Origin of the sequence: Bartonella sp. B1099 (assembly GCF_944801835.1) — a bacterium.
Taxonomy (GTDB): Bacteria; Pseudomonadota; Alphaproteobacteria; order Rhizobiales; family Rhizobiaceae; genus Bartonella.
On the sequence record NZ_CALYLN010000001.1, the window covers coordinates 1 to 18,918 of the forward strand.

Below are 18,918 nucleotides of genomic sequence, written 5' to 3' on the forward strand. Positions count from 1 at the left end.
TTTCTTTAAAGAGATTCATTTGAAATAAAGCACATAATCACAATGCTTCTTTAAAACGTTTTAATATACTACTAAGCTCAAAATTGAGTTGAGTGAATTCAAATAACTGACATTCTAAAATAAAAACGTATTAAAACGCTTGGTAGGTTTATCAAACCAATCAAAAGCAAATATGTATTAAGTGAAATGTCTATAACAAAATCCGTTTTTACATTTACGCGTGTTGGTTTTTTAAAGCAGCTTTTCATAAGACAAATAAACAAACGCTTTTTAGAACCTAAGTTTTAAGATTTGCTCTGCTGTGAAATCTAGATTTTTGTTTTTTCGTAAATAAGACGTTCTTAAGAGCAAATGATAACTAAGTGATAACTGTTATAAAAAGAGGTTTTAAGCGTTTCTTATAAAAATCTCATTTTATGTTTCAAACGTTTAAACATTCACTTAAAGAGGTTCTTATAAGCGTATTTTCACTTTTCATTAAAACCTAATTTCTTTGCAAATTAACCAGCTTAAATTCGAACTCATTATTTTAGAATAAAGCATTTCTAATTTTCATATTATTAAATAAGCACTTGAAATTATACCCATATGGGTATATTAACAATTATGAGTAAAATAAAACGTATCATATGGCTTGGATCTTCACGAAAAGATATAAAAAGTTTTTCAGATCTTATTCAACAAAGGATTGGTTATGCTCTTTATCTTGCTCAGATAGGAGATAAAGGAGAAAATGTTAAGGTTCTCAAGGGATTTGGATCTGCCAATGTTCTAGAAATTATCGAACGTGATATTCAAGGAACTTATCGTGCTGTTTATACGGTACAATATAAAAAGTCTCTTTATGTGTTGCATTGTTTCCAAAAAAAATCGACCCATGGCATTGCAACCCCAAAACCAGATATCAACTTGATTAAAGAACGTCTCAAGTTAGCAGAACAATTAGAAGGAAATTAAAATGGTCAATGTTTTTCACGGTACTTCCAATGTCTATGCGGATCTTGGCTTTTCAGATTCTAGAGAGATGCTAATTAAAGCGCAACTTGCACATAAGATTAGTCAAATTCTTAAAGAAAAGAACTTAACACAAAAGCAAGCTAGTCAACTTTTAAAAATGACGCAACCAAAATTGTCTAAACTTTTAAGTGGAGAATTTCGAGGGATAAGTGAAATGAAAATGCTTGAATGTTTGGCAAAATTGGGAAATGATATCAAGATTGTTGTGAGTTCGGAAAAAGTTAAAACGTTTGAAGGACAGTTTGAAGTTGTTTTTGCCTCTTAACCCTCTTTATGATTTACTTTTTATAGTCTATTCATACGTGGCAATTGTTTATAAAAAATGGTCAAATTAAACACGTATAAAAGTGTGGATTCTTAAGTGGATTCATGTAAAATAATTGAACTCAACATATTGACTTTATTGTGTTTTTTTGATATAATGTGTATTCTTATTCGGTACCCCTTTGACACGCCCTTGCCCTGCTTTCGGTGGCATTCTTTTTGGCTGCGAAATCACCTCTGTATTTTCTGTTGTCATCCAATATTTTCTCCAGATAACAAAAAACCCCGCAAACGCAGGGCTCTCATTAATCATGCCAATTTAATAAAAGGGGTTTAACAAAAAACGATCTACTGTAATTTTGGACGCAATTCGACCACTACAGCAGCGCTATAAAACACCATTATTTACACCATGTCAACAAAAAAAATCACGATATTGTATATTTTTTTATTTTCTTGCCTAAATCTAGTATCTTTAACAACTAACCACTCACAATTGTATCTTCTAAACGAATCAATTACAAAACTGAGAACTGCTAAAAAGAGGGGAAAAATAATGGAAATAATCATAGTCATAGGAGGAATATTAATAGCAGCACATATGATCTACCACATCTCGAAGGTAGGAGAAAAAGGTTGGAATGTAGGATTTGAAAATACGATTTTATTAATCATAATAATCGATGTGTTTTTATATTTTGAATTCTCAGTGAACATATTACTAATAATAGCAACTTTACTGTCTTTTAGGAGCTATTTAAGAATAAATGACTATGAAGAACAATTCGAGTTACTTCAGGAACAGAAAGATCGAGAAATAGAAATATACAAAGAACAAATTACGAAATCGGATAGAAGTCTTTTAAAGAAGGATCAAGAAATATCGCAAAAATGGATTAAGCAATGGAATACAGAAATTAGGCTTTGGGAAAGGGATATACTAAGAATAAAACATCCAATGATGATAGATGAAGATTGTAAACACCACCATCCCATCATAAAAGATATCTGTGCTCAAGAATATAAAGAAATATCGTCTCTCTATGAGAAAGCTCTAGAAACAGAGCTTACTCCTGAGTACAACGAAAAAATCAACGCTTTAATGATGCACACCCACCCTATTTTTAAGAAAACTTATCTAAAAGCAATGCGACTAATGAAAAAAAGTGGGATAGTTGCTGAAAAGTTCATAGATCCACTTACAGAAAAAACATGTCATAAACCTACAATGTTGTTGTTGCATTGGTGGCTATATGTAGTTGATGATATGATCGCGTCTCTGTATGAACAACAACAAGAAGACAAATCTAAAGGAGTATATAAAGAGCTAACATCTATGGAAATCTACTGGCGTGATATATCTAAAAATACAGAATATGAAGAGATAGAAGAGATACTAGAATTCCCATACCATCTGGTCCCTAAGTACGAATCCCTTTTAATTTGTAAAAAGGAACTTCTAGTGTTGTTAACTAACATTTCCGATATTTATAAAGCAGCAAGAAAAAAGTTTATTTATTATAAGAGTCTTCTTGAAGCTGTTACAGAAGGATATATTGCTTTAGATGAGGATTGCTCTGCCGACGAGGTAAAATGGCGACTAAATGAGTATAAAGAAAAAGATAATCTACAAAATTCTGAAGATATTCCAACATTTGAGAGGGCTTATCAACTAGGAGCAATAGAAAGAATTAAATCAATACTATTATAGGTTAAGCTATTGGAATAGACTTATAGGACAAGTGAAGCTAAATAATAATCCTCTGCTTCCTCTATTCCACGCTCAATAATCTCACGCAAATAAAAAGACTTTGTACGTCCTGTCTTAGCAGCTAAATTATTCAAACGTGTTTCAAGATCATTTGGTAAACGAATAGATATTGTCATAACACAATCCTCATATTTGTGTTCAGTGTAATACAAATACAACGTATTGTACGGAAAAACGTTTCACGCCATGCTGCAAGAAACTACGTGAGAAATGTTGCTAGCTTAGCAAGAACTTCGTTCATAATCATGGGAGGGACTGTTTCCATTTTCTTACCCTGACGCGCTCCGATATCAAGAGCACGTGGCTGGTCACAACGTATCACGCCTGTTGTATGCAATCCTACTCCCATTAATGAGACAGCAAAACCTGCTGTTCTAGCAAAATTTCCTCCGCTTGTAATAGGTAAGACAATGGGTGTTTTCGTTACACGATTAAACGCTTCTGGTGATACAATCAGTACAGGACGCGTTCCTTTTTGCTCATAGCCAGAAGATGGATCAAGAGATACAAGCCAAATTTCGCCCCGCTTCATCACAAGAGCTCTCTACCAACAGGTTTAGCATCAAACCACTCCAAGTCCTCATCTACAAAATCATCTGACGGATTACATTGGGTTAGCAATTCATCAAGAGTATAACTTGGAAATGTTTGTGGCTTCACAATCAATTGCCCATTATCAACAGCCAAACCAACTTGCGTATTTTCTGTAAGATGGAGAACATCAAGCAATGCTGGCGGTATGGAAAGCATCACTGACCCTCCAACTTTACGTAATTTTGTTGTATGCATAAAACGCCCTCTCTAAAATATTATATAAAAATATAACATTTTATAAGCTATTTCAAGAGCTTTTAATGCTTTAATAAAAATACCAGTAAAACCTTACCATTTATTTTTTTGGTCAAAATACTTCTGGAGAGCATTCAGAGCAATCCGCAATGAACTTACAAGATGTGGTATCTCTTGCTCTTCTACAACAAGATATTGTAAAGACGTATAAAGATTATACTGTCTATAGAGACGCTGTGCCTCTCTTACCACCTCTTGTATATTTGAAAACTTCTCTGTTGCACGTTCAACCCACTTCTCTCTTGCTTTGTCATCAGAAGATGATGGCATTTCGTCATAAATAGCGCTTGGCAAACCTTTTGCACACGAATAGTCATTTCTCACTTCAAGATATTTTTGCGCAGCATCATACTGATCTTGGGTAAGCACACCTTTTAAACACAGCCGCCCAACATAAGTACCAGAAAGCGGATTTTTAGCCTCTTCTATGGTCAAACCAAAGCGCTTTGCACGCATTTCAATTGCCAATTGATTAACAGGATCTTGACGTACTGTTACTTGTGAAATGTAAGCATCTTGCTTTCTCATACATCCCCTCATCTATGGAAACTCACATTTTTTTCTTTTTGCTATATCTTTAAATCAAAACGGCATGCTGTCATGAGCAGATATGCCATAATCATCAGCACCTGAAGCGATAGATGAAGGAGTGGATTGCTCTTTTTTTGCATCAAGCAACTGCAATTCGCCTTTGTATTGTGACAAGACAATCTCTGTTGTGAAGCGGTCAATACCGTTTTTATCTTGCCATTTACGGGTTTGTAATTTTCCTTCTACATAAACCTTTGAACCTTTGTGTAAATATTGAAGAGCAATTTTTGCCAAATGTGGATTAAAAACTACCACGGAATGCCATTCAGTTTTCTCTACTTTTTGATTGGTATTTTTATCCGTATAGCTCTCAGAAGTAGCCAACCGAAAATTGACGACTTCAACACCAGAATTCATTGTTTTGCTTTCGGGATCTGCCCCTAAATAGCCAATTAAGATCACTTTATTCAACATGTTTGTAAGTTCCATTTGATTTGCATTTTATATACGTAAAATCCTATCATAATTTGTTTATTTTTTCAATTATTTCAATAAGATAACAACATTTTTTAAGTATTATCGCTATGAACGGCATTAATTTTGTTAAAAAACAGTTATAAGTAACTGAATATACGCTGTTAATACTAACTTAACATCACTTAATCGCTTGCATTTTCATTTGTTTTTTATAGCAAAACAAAAGCCGCACCCATTTAAGACGCGGCTTTTTTTCTATAAGGCAACCCTCAGCCCCTTATTTAGGCTGTTTTATCTAAAGTTTGTTCACTACCGTCAATATCATCACAAATCTTTTGCTTACCATTAATAACGGCATTGCCATAAATTTTCACACCCTCTGCAATAATAGACCTGTTAGAAATACATGCATCATCATAAATTTCTACTTTTCCATAAATACGAGCATTCTCATAAACACGGGCGTTGCCATAAATCTTGACATCTTTGTAAACAAGCGCTTTGCCATAAACCCTAGCATTATCAAAAATATGAGAACCCTCGTATACATAAGCAGATCCTGATACTTTAGCATTGCCATAAACAGAGCCCTTTACATGAGCACTATGCCAAACTTTTGCATCGTCATAAATTTTTGCCTCTATACAAATAAAGGCTTTGCCATAAACCACCGCATTGTCACAAACTTGACCACAAATTTTTGCGTCCCCATAAACCTTAGCATTATCACTAACCACGCACTTGCCATAAATCCGCCCCTTGTTACGAAACCACACGTCACTACAAATGTTGGCATTATCATAAATATGAGCATTGCCATAAACACGGGTATCGCTACCATAAACCTTAGCTTTTCCATAAATCTTGGCATTGCCATAAACTTTGGCATTATCAGCAACAGCAGCGTCATTACGTATTTTTGCATTTTCAGAAATGACAGCATTCATAATAACCATAGCATTATCATAAACCCAACAATCCCCATCATGGGATAGGTTGCGTTCATTTTCAATAAAGCCACCTAGATCACCAGTCTTGACATCATCAAAATCTCTTAAAGCACGAATGCGATAAAGGTTTCTAGGTTGACGAGTTTCAATATCGTAAACTTGTTTTGTTCTGTCTGTAATTTCATATTTTTTCATTGGAATGTTTCCTTATCGTAATGAGGTTTCTATTGACACCCTACAAGGGCGTCGGTTGCTAGCAACACATTGATTTATATAGATAATTCACTGTTTTTCATATTGAATTAGAGACCCGAATATAGTAAGGTTTTCGCATTCCAAACCCTCTCAGATTGAATCAATAAAAATCACTTGCTTGCACACCACAAGCGGGGCTGGCGTGTGGGTAAAATTTATACAAGAAAGGACTAAAAATGGCTCTTATGAACCGTCTTAATGCAAGATCTGTCGCAACATTGGGAGCTGGCAAATAGTGTGATGGTGCCGGCTAAAGATGGTGGTGCTCAATGGCTTTATCGTTATACCATTCACGGGCGCCGTCGTGAAATGGGCTTGGGTGCCTTAAGACATGTCTCTTTAAAAAAAGCCCGTGAATTGGCAAACCAATGGCGTTCTGTTTTACATGATGGGCGTGACCCTATTAAAGAACGTGAAAAACAAAAGCGTGAAGCAATGCGTAATCTCCATTATTTAAAAGATATCGCTTTGGATACTTTTGAAAGTCGTAAAGCTGAATTAAAAGGGGATGGGAAAGATGGACATTGGTTTGCACCTTTGCGGCTTTATATTCTCCCTAAATTAGGCTGTCTGCCCGTTTCTGAGATTACACAAACAGAGATACGCAATACCCTTGCCCCTATCTGGCATACAAAAGCTGATACAGCGCGTAAAGCACTGAATCGTCTTAATATTTGTCTCAAACATGCGGCTGCCTTAGGATTGAATGTTGATTTACAAGCAACAGAAAAAGCACGCGCTCTCTTAGGAAAGCAACTCCATAAAGCACAAAATATACCAGCCATGGATTGGAGAGATATACCGGCTTTTTATAAAACACTTTGCGAAAAAACAACCCTAACACAACTGGCTTTGCGCTTGCTTATCCTTACAGGGGTTCGTGCCAATTCCTTGCGTCATATTCGTGAAGATCAAGTTGAGGGTGATATCTGGACTATCCCTGCTGAGAATATGAAAGGTAGACGTGATGCTACAACAGAATTTCGCGTGCCTTTATCATCAGAAGCATTAGACATTTTAAAACAAGCGCGTTTGCTTTCTCGCAACGATTTCTTTTTTTCTGCAACCGGTCGTGGTCCTCTTGCTGATAAGTGTATGGCACACTATATGCAACAGATTGGACTTGAAGCACGTCCGCATGGATTTCGCTCTAGTTTACGCGATTGGCTTGCTGAAACAACCGATGCCCCCTATGAAGTCGCTGAAACCATTCTAAGTCATACAGTTGGAGGGCAAGTGGAACGTGCTTATCGTCGTACAGATTATTTAGAACAGCGCCGTGTTTATATGGATAAATGGGCGGCTTATGTCACAGGTCAATCTTAAGATATGGGGTGCATAACCCCATTATCTGTGGATAACTTTATCTCTCTGTTCTCTCATTCCCTCTCAATAAAATTCATAAATTATCACATGAGAAAATGTATAATAAAATACTGTTTTCTATGAATAAAATACCTTCAAAAATAAACCAAAATGTGTTTAATAAATAGGCATGATTTGTTCTCATTTTTTAATATTTGAAAGGATTTTAGTATGATAGAAAATGATATTCTTTTAACAGACCGTGAAAGTGCAAAACTGCTTCATATGAGTGTCTCAACTTTCCGCCGTCATGTGACCAATGGCTCTCTTCCAAAACCTTTAAAATTTGGTTTTTTATCCCGTTGGTTACAATCGGATCTTACCAATGTTATCGAACAAGCAAAACAGCAACGTCAAAGTGATGCGGCATAAAAAAACCTTGTCACATAAGGATGGACAAGGCTTTTCATTTTCACACGAAGTTAATGAAGTGCAGAGTCCGTCCTATGATGCAATCATTATAGGATCAAAAAATATGTTTTCTTTTACGAATGTGCAGGGCATTACACGTGCCTTGCATGGGATTTGGCATGGGCGTTATGGACTTGCCCGTTGTCCAGCCCATGATGATCAATTGCCTAGTTTATCCATTGCCAATGGACATGATGGGCGTCTCTTACTCACTTGTTATGCTGGCTGTTCTTTTAGAAAGATCATACAAGCGCTTAGAAGAATTGGCTTGCTTGGGAAACAAGCCTTTTTAAAAGCCAATGGCTGCAAAACAGATCAAAAACCAGCAGATGATGCGGGTCGTAAAGCAGATTTTACTTTAGCAAAGCGTGCTTATAGCCAAGGCTTTGAGGTCTTTATCATGCAAGCTCCAAAAGGAACCGATTTTAACGATTTTCTCTATCATTCAAGGTAAAGTAATATGAAACAAGATAATAAAAATATTTTAGAGAAGAATACCCCCGTCAATGATAACGATAATGCCTCTTTAAACGATAATACTTGTTTAAAAGCCATTCCTTATGAACAAGCCTTGCAACAAAATGGTTGGGGGGAATTAAAACCGATTGCTACGGCTCTCTTACCCGTCGAACCTTTTAATCCATTACAGCTCCCAATGCCATTCATGGACTATATTTATGACGTTTCAGAGCGTCAACAAGCCCCTCTCGATTTTATGGCTGTCTCTGCTTTATGTGGTTTGGCTGCTGTGATTGGTAATGGCGTGCGAGTTGCTCCAAAACAATATGATGATTGGACTATTGTTCCTAATCTCTGGGGCGCTCTTATTGGTCAATCGTCAACATATAAAACACCAGCCATGAAAGCCGCTTTAGCTCCAATCACGTGCCTTCAAAAACAATGGTATAAAGAGTGGTTAAAGCAGAAAGAAAGACTAGAGAGTTTAGACAAGAGAGAAAAGGAAAGAGAAGCCAATAAAGCGCTTAAAAAAGGAGAGTGTGAAACAGCCCGTGCTCTCTTGTTTGAAACGCTCTCTAAAGACAGTGCTCATGATGATGATGTCTCGCGTTTTATTGTCAATGATGTGACCGTCGAAAAGCTTGGGGAATTGTTAAAAGAAAACCCCCGTGGTCTCTTAATGGTCCGTGATGAATTATCTGGGTTTTTAGCCAATTTGGAGAGAAAGGAATATCAAACAGACCGTTCTTTCTATTTAACAGCTTTTAATGGAGATGATCAATTTACCTATGACCGTATAGAGCGTGGAACCATTTTTATTCCTAATGCAACCCTTTCTGTCATTGGGGGCATTCAACCTTCACGAATTATTCCACTCATTCAAGCCATGCACCGTGGAATAAACGATGACGGTTTATTACAACGATTTCAAATGCTGGTCTTTCCTGATGAACGAAAAGAGCGTAACTGGGTTGATAGACCTCCCAATCAAAAGGCATGGGAAAACTATCAAGGGGTCTTTCGTTCTCTTTATGATAAACCTTTAGGATCACCAAAACACCCCATGACTATACGCTTTTCTTCTGAAGCTCAAGAGATGTTTCGTGAATGGTGGGAAAATTTTCAAAGAACGATCAAAGGGGGAAAATTCTCTACAAGTTTACAATCATATCTTTTGAAAATGGATAAAACTATCCCAACCCTTGCGTTGATTTTTGAACTGTGTGAAGGTGGGCGTTTTGAAATTGGACTCTATGCCATCACAACAGCATTGTGTTGGGAAAAATATCTGATAAGTCACGCAAAACGTCTTTATGCGGCGCATGATACATTAACAGCAGAGCGTGCAAAATTGATTGTCGAACGCTGTGATTGTTTACCCGATGTTTTTACGGCAAGGGATATCTATAGACGATGTTGGAGTTCTTTAAAAGATAAAGAAGCTGTGAAGCAAGCTTTAGAGCTTTTATGTCGTTCTAATCACCTGCGAAAAAAGTTTATAACACATCAGACAAGTGGACACCCTAGCGCCTATTATGAATGGCATCCTTTGGTCAAAAACAACAGCATAAAACAATAACACCTCTTTTGAAGTTTTTAAAACAATCACACAAAACTCTTTTTATAGCATTCTCATTAAGTAATTTTTTTCCAAAAAAAATGATCTGAATGACTTTGTAAAAAGAGTTTTGTCAGTGCTGTCAGTCTTGTCAGTTCTTTTTAGCCCCCCCTTTCTATATATTTTTTAATCAAAAATAAAAGTTATTATATTTCAATAGATTAATGACTTTAAAACACAACTCATATCAATGGTGCAATCTTTAAAAATAACCAATGATGTAAATTGATTAAAACCTGTCAGTTATCTGTCAGTAAATTGAACTGACACAAATACCCTTTTCAATGATTTATAAAACTTATCAAAATAATCATTATGATATTTTAAGCGCCCATAGTGAATTTGTCTTGAGTAACACATCAAATGAATAGCAAATTTCACTATTTTGCTGATCTGATCTTTCTCATAGGCTGTTGATAAGTATCCTTTTAAAAACTCTTTTGAAAAAATTATCGGCTTTTTAGCAGTTTTTTCCCATTTTTATCGATATTTGTTTTAAACGCATTTAATTGAATTCGTTTTGATTCTTTTGATGGTTATTGATCATCTTATAAGGCAAGGGATTTTTATTGTAATATGCTGCAATCTGTTAAGTCTGATAATAAACACGTCACGCTACGTTCTCTGTTGGAATATTATCGTCAACAAGCAACTTCAAATGCTAAAAAGGGAAAAATTTTTGAAGATTTTATTAGCAAATATCTTATGCATGACCCTATCCATTATGGACGCTATGAAAAGGTTGAAAGCTATTTTGAATGGGCTAAAGAGCGTGAGGATTGGAATAAAAATGATATCGGCATTGATCTGGTTGCAAAACTTCGCAATCAAGAAGGCTATGTGGCTATTCAATGTAAGTTTTATAAAGCAGACCATCAGATCAGTAAAAAGGATATTGATAGCTTTATCGCAGCCTCTGGAAAAGACATCTTTAAATATCGCCTTCTCGTTGATAGCACTGAAAGTGAATTAAGTGACAATGTGAATGCCATGATTAAAGGACAAGCGATACCCGTTTATCGCATTGACCTTCGTCATATGGAAAACAGTCGTATAGATTGGCAAATATTTGCAACAAAACAAAAAGTTGTTCTGAAAGTTACAAAAGAACCTCGTCCCCATCAGAAAGAAGCCATCAAGAAAGTCTGTGAAGGTTTAAAAGAAGCAGACCGTGGCAAGCTAATTATGGCATGTGGAACAGGCAAAACGTTCACAAGCCTTAAGATAGCAGAGACCATAGCGGGAAAAGGCAAGCGTGTGTTGTTTTTGGTGCCTTCTCTTGCTTTAGTCTCACAAACAATCCGTGAATGGACACTGGACACACAAATTCCCTTGCGTTCCTTTGCGGTGTGTTCGGATACAAAAGTAGGAAAGCGTCGTAAAAACCAAGATGACATGGTTGGCATGGAAACATCAGATCTTGTTCTTCCTGCTACAACAGATGCAAAAGCCCTTGCCAAAGAAGCTTGTGAAAACTTCGCAGAGGCAATGACGGTCATCTTTTCAACCTATCATTCCATTCAAGTGATTTCCGATGCGCAAAAGGAATATGATTTACCCGAATTTGATCTGATTATTTGTGATGAAGCACACCGTACGACTGGTGCTTCATTGGGAACTGATGACAATGAATCTGAATTTGTCAAAGTTCATGATAACAGCATTATTCGAGGTAAAAAACGTCTGTACATGACAGCAACGCCTCGTATCTTTAGTGAGACTGCCAAAAGACGGGCTGATGAGATTAATGCCGTTTTGGCGTCCATGGATGATGAAGCGCTTTTTGGAAAACAACTCCATCATTATACCTTCACTGAAGCTGTCGAGAATGAACTTTTAACCCCTTACAAGATTGTGGTCTTAGGCATTGATGAAACCTATATCACACCAGCCATACAGAAGATTATTGCCAATGAAGACCGTGAAATTGATTTAGATGATGCGGCAAAAATTATTGGCTGTTATAGAGCACTGACTAAAATAGATAAGGAAGCAGCTGTTGATGATGATGATACAGAGCCCATGCATTGTGCCTTAGCTTTTTGCAAAGATATCAATACTTCTAAATATGTCACAAAGCTCTTCAATAAAATTATCGAATCTCATATCAATGATTTCCTTAAAGATGTACCCTTTTTGAATTGTGAAGTAAGACATATTGACGGAAAGCAAAGCGTCAAAAAACGCAATGAAGAATTGGATTGGCTGAAACAAGATGCTGGTCACAATGTTTGTCGGATCTTAAGCAATGTTCGGTGTCTTTCAGAAGGGATTGATGTTCCTGCTCTTGATGCCATCATGTTTTTACACCCGCGCAATAGCCAAGTGGATGTGATACAGGCGGTGGGGCGTGTGATGCGTCGTGCCAAGGGAAAAAAGACAGGCTATATCATTTTACCTGTTATCATTCCCTCGCATTTAGAAGCCAAAAAAGCTTTACGGAATAATAAGAAGTACCATGTTGTTTGGCAAGTTTTGAATGCTTTACATTCTCATGATGAGAGGCTGGCTCGAACGATTAATCAAATGTCTTTAGGACAAGATAGCAGCCATACGATTGAGATTATAGAGATTAAGCGTGACAATGAATTAAAAGAACTCACCACAACAGTTGATGAGGTCCAGATACAATCAAAAGGAGAAAGTTCTGGACATGTTATTGGAACAGCAGCAAGCAACTCTCAATCGACTACAGAGCAAGGAGAATTATTCCGCCCTTCTGAATTTGTTGATTTTATCAAGACAATTTTTCTGGATAGTTTTAAAATCACGGATTATTGGGGCATATGGGCTGGCAATGTTGCTGAGATTGCACAAAACCATATCAATCGTCTTAAAGATATGCTTGTGGACGAAAAGAGTGAAACTTTTCATGCTTTTGATGCCTTTCATAAGGAACTAAAAAACAACGTAAATAGTGAAATCAAACAAGAAGAAGCTGTTGAGATGTTAGCCCAACATCTTGTAACGCGTCCCGTGTTTGAAGCTTTGTTTGATGGCAATAAGTTTGTACAGAACAATGCTATCTCTCAAGCCATGGAAAAGATTTTAGCGAAACTGGATAAAACCAATATTGAGGAAGAAGCAAAAGATCTTGATAAATTCTACAAAAGTATCACGTTCTGTACAGCAGGGATTACCGAACCTCAAGCAAAACAGAATCTTATTATCAAACTTTACGAAGATTTTTTTGCCAAAGCTTTTAAGAAAACCACGGATAGGCTTGGAATTGTTTATACCCCCGTTGAGGTTGTTGATTTTATCATTCACTCTGTTGATGATGTCTTGCGCAATGAATTTGGGAAAAGCTTAGGGTCACGTGGTGTTTCTATTCTTGACCCTTTTACGGGTACTGGTACCTTTATCACACGGTTGTTACAATCCAATCTCATCAAACTAGAGGATCTGGAATATAAGTTCCGTCATGATATTCATGCTAATGAGATTGTTTTACTGGCTTATTACATAGCCGCCATTAACATTGAATCGACCTATCATAGTCTTATGAAAGGAGAGTACATTCCTTTTAAGCATATTGGTTTGACCGATACCTTTCAGATGCTTAAAGAAAAAAACTTGATAGACGGCATACTCAAAGAAAACAGCGAATATTTAGAACACCAGAAAAATCTAAATATCAAAGTTATCTTTGGCAATCCCCCTTATTCGGTAGGACAAAAAAATGAAAACGATAATGCAAAGAATAGTCCTTATCCCATACTAGATGACCGTATTCGTGAAACTTATGCGGATCAATCTAAGGCAACCAATATGCGAAATCTTTATGACAGTTATATCCGCGCTATCCGCTGGGCTAGTGATCGTATAAAAGACCGTGGTGTTATTGGTTTTGTGACAAATGCAAGTTTTGTAGATACGAAATCTATGGATGGTTTGCGAAAGTGTCTCGTTGAAGAATTTAGCAGCCTTTATATTTTCCATTTGCGGGGGAATGCACGAACTTCTGGAGAACAACGTAAGAAAGAAAGTGGTGGAATTTTTGGAGAAGGATCTCGAGCTCCCATTGCTATTTCCATTCTCGTCAAAAACCCAGAATCTCAACAGCGTGGTAAGATATATTTTCGTGACATTGGAGATTATCTTAAAAGAAAAGAAAAACTTACGATAATTGAATCCCTTAGTAGCATTGACAGTATTACACGAAGTAAACAAGGTTGGCAAATAATTATACCAGATGAACATGGTGATTGGCTTGGACAACGTGATGACAACTTTAAAACATTCCTAGCATTAGGTGATAAGAAGGGAAATAATAAAAAGCTTTTTGAAAATTTTTCTTGCGGTATCACGACCAGCCGTGATGCTTGGGCATACAATTCGAGCCGTAAAGCTTTAGCTAACAACATGAGTAATATGATTACTTTCTATAACCGTGAAGTAGAACGTTTTAATGAGATCTATCCACATGCTGACCATAAAGAACGTACAAAGGCTGTAAATAATTTTGTCAATTCAGATGTAAAAAAAATCAGTTGGAGCCGTGCTCTTAAACAAGATTTATTAAAAGGAAAGATTTTCAACTTCGAAGAGGCATGCCTTACGCAAAGTTTGTATCGTCCTTTTACACAACAGTGGCTTTATTATAATCGTATCTTCAATGAAATGGTTTATCAAATGCCGCGCATATTTCCTATAGAACAAGTGGTTGAAAATAAAGTCATACAAATTACAGGTACAGGAGCAATGAAGGGATTTTCTGTACTTATGACTAAGGATGTACCTAACTTGGATTCAATAGAAAAAAGCCAATGCTTTCCACGCTATATTTATGAAGACACTACGGTTTTAAAAAATAAAAGTGAGAAACAATCCCATTTATTTTTAATTTCTACAGAGGAAAACAACACAACTGGTTTACAGAGGCATGATGCCATTACGGATGAAGGTCTAGCCCATTTTAAAGCGGCTTATCCAAATGAGAATATAACAAAGGATGATTTATTCTATTATGTTTACGGAATTTTACATTCGGAAGATTATCGTGCCCGTTATGCTGATAACCTCTCTAAAGAATTGCCTCGTATCCCTTGTGTAAAGAGTGTTGATGATTTTTGGAAATTTGTTACAGCAGGGCGTGAACTGGGTCATTTGCATGTGAATTATGAAGATGTGGAGCCTTATCCAGTCACATTTAAAAAAGGCAATCCAAAATTAACTGATATCTCTAATCCAGAAAAATTCTACTACGTTACAGAAATGAAATTCGCAAAAGTTAAGAATAGTAAGGAAAAGGATAAATCGACAGTTATTTATAACAGCAACATTACAATGACAGATATCCCTCTTGAAGCTTATGAGTATATCGTCAATGGCAAGCCTGCTCTTGAATGGGTTATGGGGCGTCAATGCGTAAAGACTGATAAAAAAAGTGGTATTATTAATGATGCCAATCGCTATGCTGTTGAGACCGTTGGAAACCCTGCTTATCCATTAGAATTGTTTCAAAGGGTTATTACTGTAAGTTTAGAGACAATGAAGATTGTTAAGAACCTACCAAAATTAGAAATTAGAGAAACTGAATAGACTTATTAAGGTATGCTCATATAATGGGTATGCTATCTTATAAGGGGTATAGAGCCTTATAATCTATACCTCTTTTATTAAGTTGATTAGATACAATCTTAAAAGAAATAATTTATCATGCGTTATTCTAAAAAAAGAAGCTTTGCACTTTTAAACACTCTTATTTGGATTGCTTTAAGACTTTTAAGAAATCCCATCTTAAATAGAATACACTTCTTTTGGATTGCTTTTAAGAGATTATACCGTAATCTCAAATGATAGCTTTATTGTTTTCAAAAGCTTTGTTTAAAGAGAATTTTATCTATAGGTTTTGACAGTGTTTAAAACCCCCAAAACCCCTACAAAACCCTCTTAAATATATATTAAAGATTGTATTTACGTATTGTGTTTAATATAGGTTGTTTATTTGAAATATTAACATATTGAAATATAATAACTTTTATTTTTGATTAAAAAATATATATAGAGGGGGTGTAAAAAGAACACCCAAAACCCCCTAAACCTCCAAAACTCATAACCATAATAATTTTAATAGCATTTCTTATGATTATACCCCCTTTCTATTGAAAGGCTTTAAAGGATCACATGCTTTCATAAGACATGTTTTAATCACTCACTAAAATGATTACTTTTGTCAGTTCAATTTACTGACAAATAACTGACACATATATATTATGAGTTGAATTTATGGTTGTATTGTCGATATAGGTTGTATCATTAAAATGCTAATATATTGAAATATAATGTTTTTAATTTTTCTCTCATTTAAAAAAAATAATATAGGCTCTAAAAAGAACTGACTAAACTGACAAAAATGACAAAAGCCTATTAAAAGGAATTTTACTGATCTCTATAATTATCAATCTCTCTTTAGATGCTTTCATAAAAGCAATAAATCACAATTATCCTATTTATAATCTCTCTTATGAAAATGAAAAATGATGCGGTGGCTATAAAGATTATAACAGCTATAAAGCACACGTGAAAAAAGCAGGGTTTCATAATCATAATGCATTTTCATAATTACGTTGCAAATGAATGCATTGGTTATAAAGACAGCCCTTATAAAAGGCTGTTAAGTTGCAAATGTGTTATAAAAAGAAATTAACAGAAATCTTTAAAACCATTTAGTAAAAAACAAATACGTTATAAAGTTAAAAATACGCATGATGAGAGCGTTTTTAAATATTATAAATGTATAGATTCAAAAAATAACGCAATCTCTTAATAAAGCCCATAATATAGCTTTAAAATCACATAATACAAAAGAAGCAATTCATAAGCATATGATAAATATTTACACACAATGCATTTAAAAAAATCATAAAAAATATCAAAAAAAGATAAAATATTATTTGACAATAAATACGTATTTTGTTATATGAAGACGATACGCTAATTTTTGTATTGTTATCCCCATTTCTTCTAAAAAAGCTACTTTTAGAACTTCACTAGAATGGGCGGGGTTATGCGTCATTTGTTTTCATTCCTTTCATCAATGGTAATCTTGATAATCAACAAGCTCCACATCTGTTCCGATAAAGCGAAAAATAACACGCCAATTTCCATTCATCTTAAAAAGTATATTACTCTTTATGCGCATTGGGAACGGCTTTTCTAGATCCTAGTAAGCTGAATATATAGCCTTGTCCGATTAGAACTCCAAAAATCGTAACAAAAACGCCTATGATTTGCATGATTTGAGGGATGAAGCCGAACAGGATTTGCACCAATAAGGCTGAAATAGGTACAAAATTGAAAAATATCGCCGTCTTACCCGGACCTCGGATCGCTATTCCAATATTCCAAAATAGGTAGGCTAAAACTGATCCTGCAACCCCTATCCAAAGGAGTGCGAATAAACTAGCGCCGGACATAGACATCGTTTCTTGAAGAGGGGATTCGAATAAAAAGGTTAGGACGCCAAGGGCGACGGTGCCAGAGAGCATCGTCCAGCTTGTTGTTTCAAGCGGGGTTGCGTTCTTGACAAATGACCGCGTGCCCACGGTATAGAACGCCCAACCAATGGAACCTAAAAGAATCATAATATCTCCTTTGGCAAAGGAAACATGGTTAGACAAAAATCTCCCATTTGTTATGACTAAATAGACCCCGAACATGCTAATGAGCATCCCTATAACCCTCTCACAGGTTGGGAAAGATTTATTCATGATAGCTTCAATAATATTAGCACTAATAGGGGTTGTCGCCATGATGAGGGAGGCTGTTATGGGATTTGACGTTTGCAAGCCAACAAATAAAGCGCCATTAAACCCTGCCACACCGATAATCCCTAGGAAAATATAAGAAATAAAATTTTGCGATAAAACATGCCACCGCAAGCCTTCTTTGAAAATCATAATTAAAAATATGGCGATTACGGCAATGAGAAACCGCTCAAAAGAAGCTGTCCATGGAGAAACAGTCGTTAAAGCTATCTTAGTAGCTTGGAAATTGGAACCCCAAAAAAAGGTTCCTACGAGGGTTAAGACAAGAGCTATTCTGGGCGTGATTTTCATTGGATAGATCCTTATACTTGATACCAAAGTGGAGCATCGAGACGTATAGAAGAAATTTGTGCGGTATTAGATGAGGAAAGAATAAAGTTGACCGCGGAAGCAATGTCATCTGGGTGAAGCATTTTGGCAAGCTTCTCTGGAGGTATCTCTGGGAATCCTTTAAAATTGCGACGAAAATCCGTATTAACTTTATCAACTTGGATTGAACAAACACGAATATTTTGTGGCATTCCCCATAAGCGCAACCCACCAGTATAGCCCTCTACAGCAAATTTAGAAGAAGAATATGAAATTAAAGAAGGATTGTATTCTACACCCCATATGGATGAAATATTTATAATATCGGCGCGAATTTCCTTTTTTAGATAGGGTAAAGTAGCAGCTGTTATATAGAACATTCCTTTAATATTCACATCAAATGTTTCAGCACATTCTTGAGCATCAATTGTTTCTGGATCGCCACTATAACAAATGCCTGCTACATTAACTAAGACATCAAGACCACCAAATTCTGAGATAACCTTATGGACAGAAGAGTCAATGGCTTCTTTATCGCGGATATCAACAATCAATTTACATAAGCTTGCCGTATCGATGGAGGTTGGTAGTTCTATGTCAATGATGTCTGCACTTGCTACCTTATGACCATTTTTCAATAAGTTTAGAACAATTGCTTTACCGATGCCGCGAGCGCCTCCTGTGACTAAAATACGTTTCTGTTGTTGTGAGTAAATTCCGGTCGTGTTTTTTATCATTTCGTTTAGCATTTTCTATACCTGAAGTTGTAATCATTAATATTCAGCTAGTTTATTTTTAGCCATGCATTATGTATTACTGTATTATGTTTAATGTATTGAATATTATTAAATTGTTTAAATAATAAGATAG

General features: G+C 35.8%; 14 protein-coding genes and 4 pseudogenes. 8 read left to right on the forward strand and 10 right to left on the reverse strand.

Going from position 1 to position 18,918, the window contains the following annotated elements:
* The first annotated feature begins 606 nt into the window (after window positions 1–606).
* From NNJ73_RS00005 to NNJ73_RS00015, 3 genes are all read left to right on the forward strand, one after another.
* Complete coding sequence (locus NNJ73_RS00005) at window positions 607–957, forward strand: type II toxin-antitoxin system RelE/ParE family toxin (RefSeq protein ID WP_254492165.1); 351 nt, start codon at window positions 607–609, stop codon at window positions 955–957.
* A 1-nt stretch (window position 958) separates the two neighbouring features.
* Window positions 959–1,282, forward strand: coding sequence for a helix-turn-helix domain-containing protein (locus NNJ73_RS00010; RefSeq protein WP_254492166.1), 324 nt, complete (start codon window positions 959–961; stop codon window positions 1,280–1,282).
* Window positions 1,283–1,837: 555 nt separating this feature from the next.
* Window positions 1,838–2,992 (forward strand): hypothetical protein, encoded by a 1,155-nt coding sequence (locus tag NNJ73_RS00015; RefSeq protein WP_254492167.1) that lies wholly within the window; start codon window positions 1,838–1,840, stop codon window positions 2,990–2,992.
* Window positions 2,993–3,018: 26 nt separating this feature from the next.
* Here NNJ73_RS00015 and NNJ73_RS00020 read toward each other — a convergent pair.
* The 6 genes and pseudogenes from NNJ73_RS00020 to NNJ73_RS00045 all read right to left on the reverse strand — a co-directional run.
* A pseudogene (locus tag NNJ73_RS00020) lies at window positions 3,019–3,168 on the reverse strand (ribbon-helix-helix protein, CopG family); the annotation flags it as partial.
* 83 nt (window positions 3,169–3,251) lie between these two features.
* Complete coding sequence (locus NNJ73_RS00025; protein ID WP_120122258.1) at window positions 3,252–3,584, reverse strand: type II toxin-antitoxin system PemK/MazF family toxin; 333 nt, start codon at window positions 3,582–3,584, stop codon at window positions 3,252–3,254.
* Entirely contained in the window at window positions 3,584–3,841 is a 258-nt protein-coding gene (locus NNJ73_RS00030; RefSeq protein ID WP_254492169.1) for an AbrB/MazE/SpoVT family DNA-binding domain-containing protein, read from the reverse strand. The genes NNJ73_RS00025 and NNJ73_RS00030 overlap by 1 nt, the downstream gene beginning before the upstream one ends.
* 93 nt (window positions 3,842–3,934) lie before the next feature.
* Window positions 3,935–4,429, reverse strand: coding sequence for a hypothetical protein (locus NNJ73_RS00035; protein WP_254492170.1), 495 nt, complete (start codon window positions 4,427–4,429; stop codon window positions 3,935–3,937).
* 54 nt (window positions 4,430–4,483) lie between these two features.
* Window positions 4,484–4,906: a single-stranded DNA-binding protein gene (gene ssb / locus NNJ73_RS00040; RefSeq protein ID WP_254492171.1), complete on the reverse strand. Its 423-nt coding sequence runs from the start codon at window positions 4,904–4,906 to the stop codon at window positions 4,484–4,486.
* Between the two features lie 284 nt (window positions 4,907–5,190).
* A complete protein-coding gene (locus NNJ73_RS00045) occupies window positions 5,191–6,054 on the reverse strand; it encodes a hypothetical protein (RefSeq protein WP_254492172.1) in 864 nt (287 codons plus the stop codon).
* A gap of 236 nt (window positions 6,055–6,290) precedes the next feature.
* Between NNJ73_RS00045 and NNJ73_RS00050 the strand changes: the two are divergent.
* The 5 genes and pseudogenes from NNJ73_RS00050 to NNJ73_RS00070 all read left to right on the forward strand — a co-directional run bounded on the left by NNJ73_RS00050 (window position 6,291) and on the right by NNJ73_RS00070 (window position 15,511).
* Window positions 6,291–7,440 (forward strand): annotated as a pseudogene (locus NNJ73_RS00050) (tyrosine-type recombinase/integrase).
* Window positions 7,441–7,650: 210 nt separating this feature from the next.
* Complete coding sequence (locus tag NNJ73_RS00055) at window positions 7,651–7,851, forward strand: AlpA family transcriptional regulator (protein ID WP_254473274.1); 201 nt, start codon at window positions 7,651–7,653, stop codon at window positions 7,849–7,851.
* Window positions 7,852–7,954: 103 nt separating this feature from the next.
* Window positions 7,955–8,344: a toprim domain-containing protein gene (locus tag NNJ73_RS00060; RefSeq protein WP_254493174.1), complete on the forward strand. Its 390-nt coding sequence runs from the start codon at window positions 7,955–7,957 to the stop codon at window positions 8,342–8,344.
* Between the two features lie 6 nt (window positions 8,345–8,350).
* Window positions 8,351–9,928, forward strand: a complete 1,578-nt coding sequence (locus tag NNJ73_RS00065) for a YfjI family protein (protein ID WP_254492173.1) — start codon at window positions 8,351–8,353, stop codon at window positions 9,926–9,928.
* A 615-nt stretch (window positions 9,929–10,543) separates the two neighbouring features.
* Window positions 10,544–15,511: a type ISP restriction/modification enzyme gene (locus NNJ73_RS00070; protein WP_254492174.1), complete on the forward strand. Its 4,968-nt coding sequence runs from the start codon at window positions 10,544–10,546 to the stop codon at window positions 15,509–15,511.
* A gap of 1,372 nt (window positions 15,512–16,883) precedes the next feature.
* Here the strand turns inward: NNJ73_RS00070 and NNJ73_RS10060 are convergent.
* The 4 genes and pseudogenes from NNJ73_RS10060 to NNJ73_RS00085 all read right to left on the reverse strand — a co-directional run.
* Window positions 16,884–16,988, reverse strand: a pseudogene (locus tag NNJ73_RS10060) (transcriptional regulator); the annotation flags it as partial.
* Window positions 16,989–17,006: 18 nt separating this feature from the next.
* Window positions 17,007–17,084: pseudogene (locus NNJ73_RS00075) on the reverse strand (Killer protein); the annotation flags it as partial.
* 13 nt (window positions 17,085–17,097) lie between these two features.
* The gene (locus tag NNJ73_RS00080) at window positions 17,098–18,030 is read right to left on the reverse strand and encodes a DMT family transporter (protein WP_012231667.1); all 933 of its coding nucleotides are present in this window, start codon (window positions 18,028–18,030) and stop codon (window positions 17,098–17,100) included.
* An 11-nt stretch (window positions 18,031–18,041) separates the two neighbouring features.
* Window positions 18,042–18,797 carry an SDR family oxidoreductase gene (locus tag NNJ73_RS00085; protein ID WP_254492175.1) on the reverse strand — a complete coding sequence of 252 codons (756 nt, stop codon included), beginning with the start codon at window positions 18,795–18,797 and terminating at the stop codon, window positions 18,042–18,044.
* Window positions 18,798–18,918: the final 121 nt, after the last annotated feature.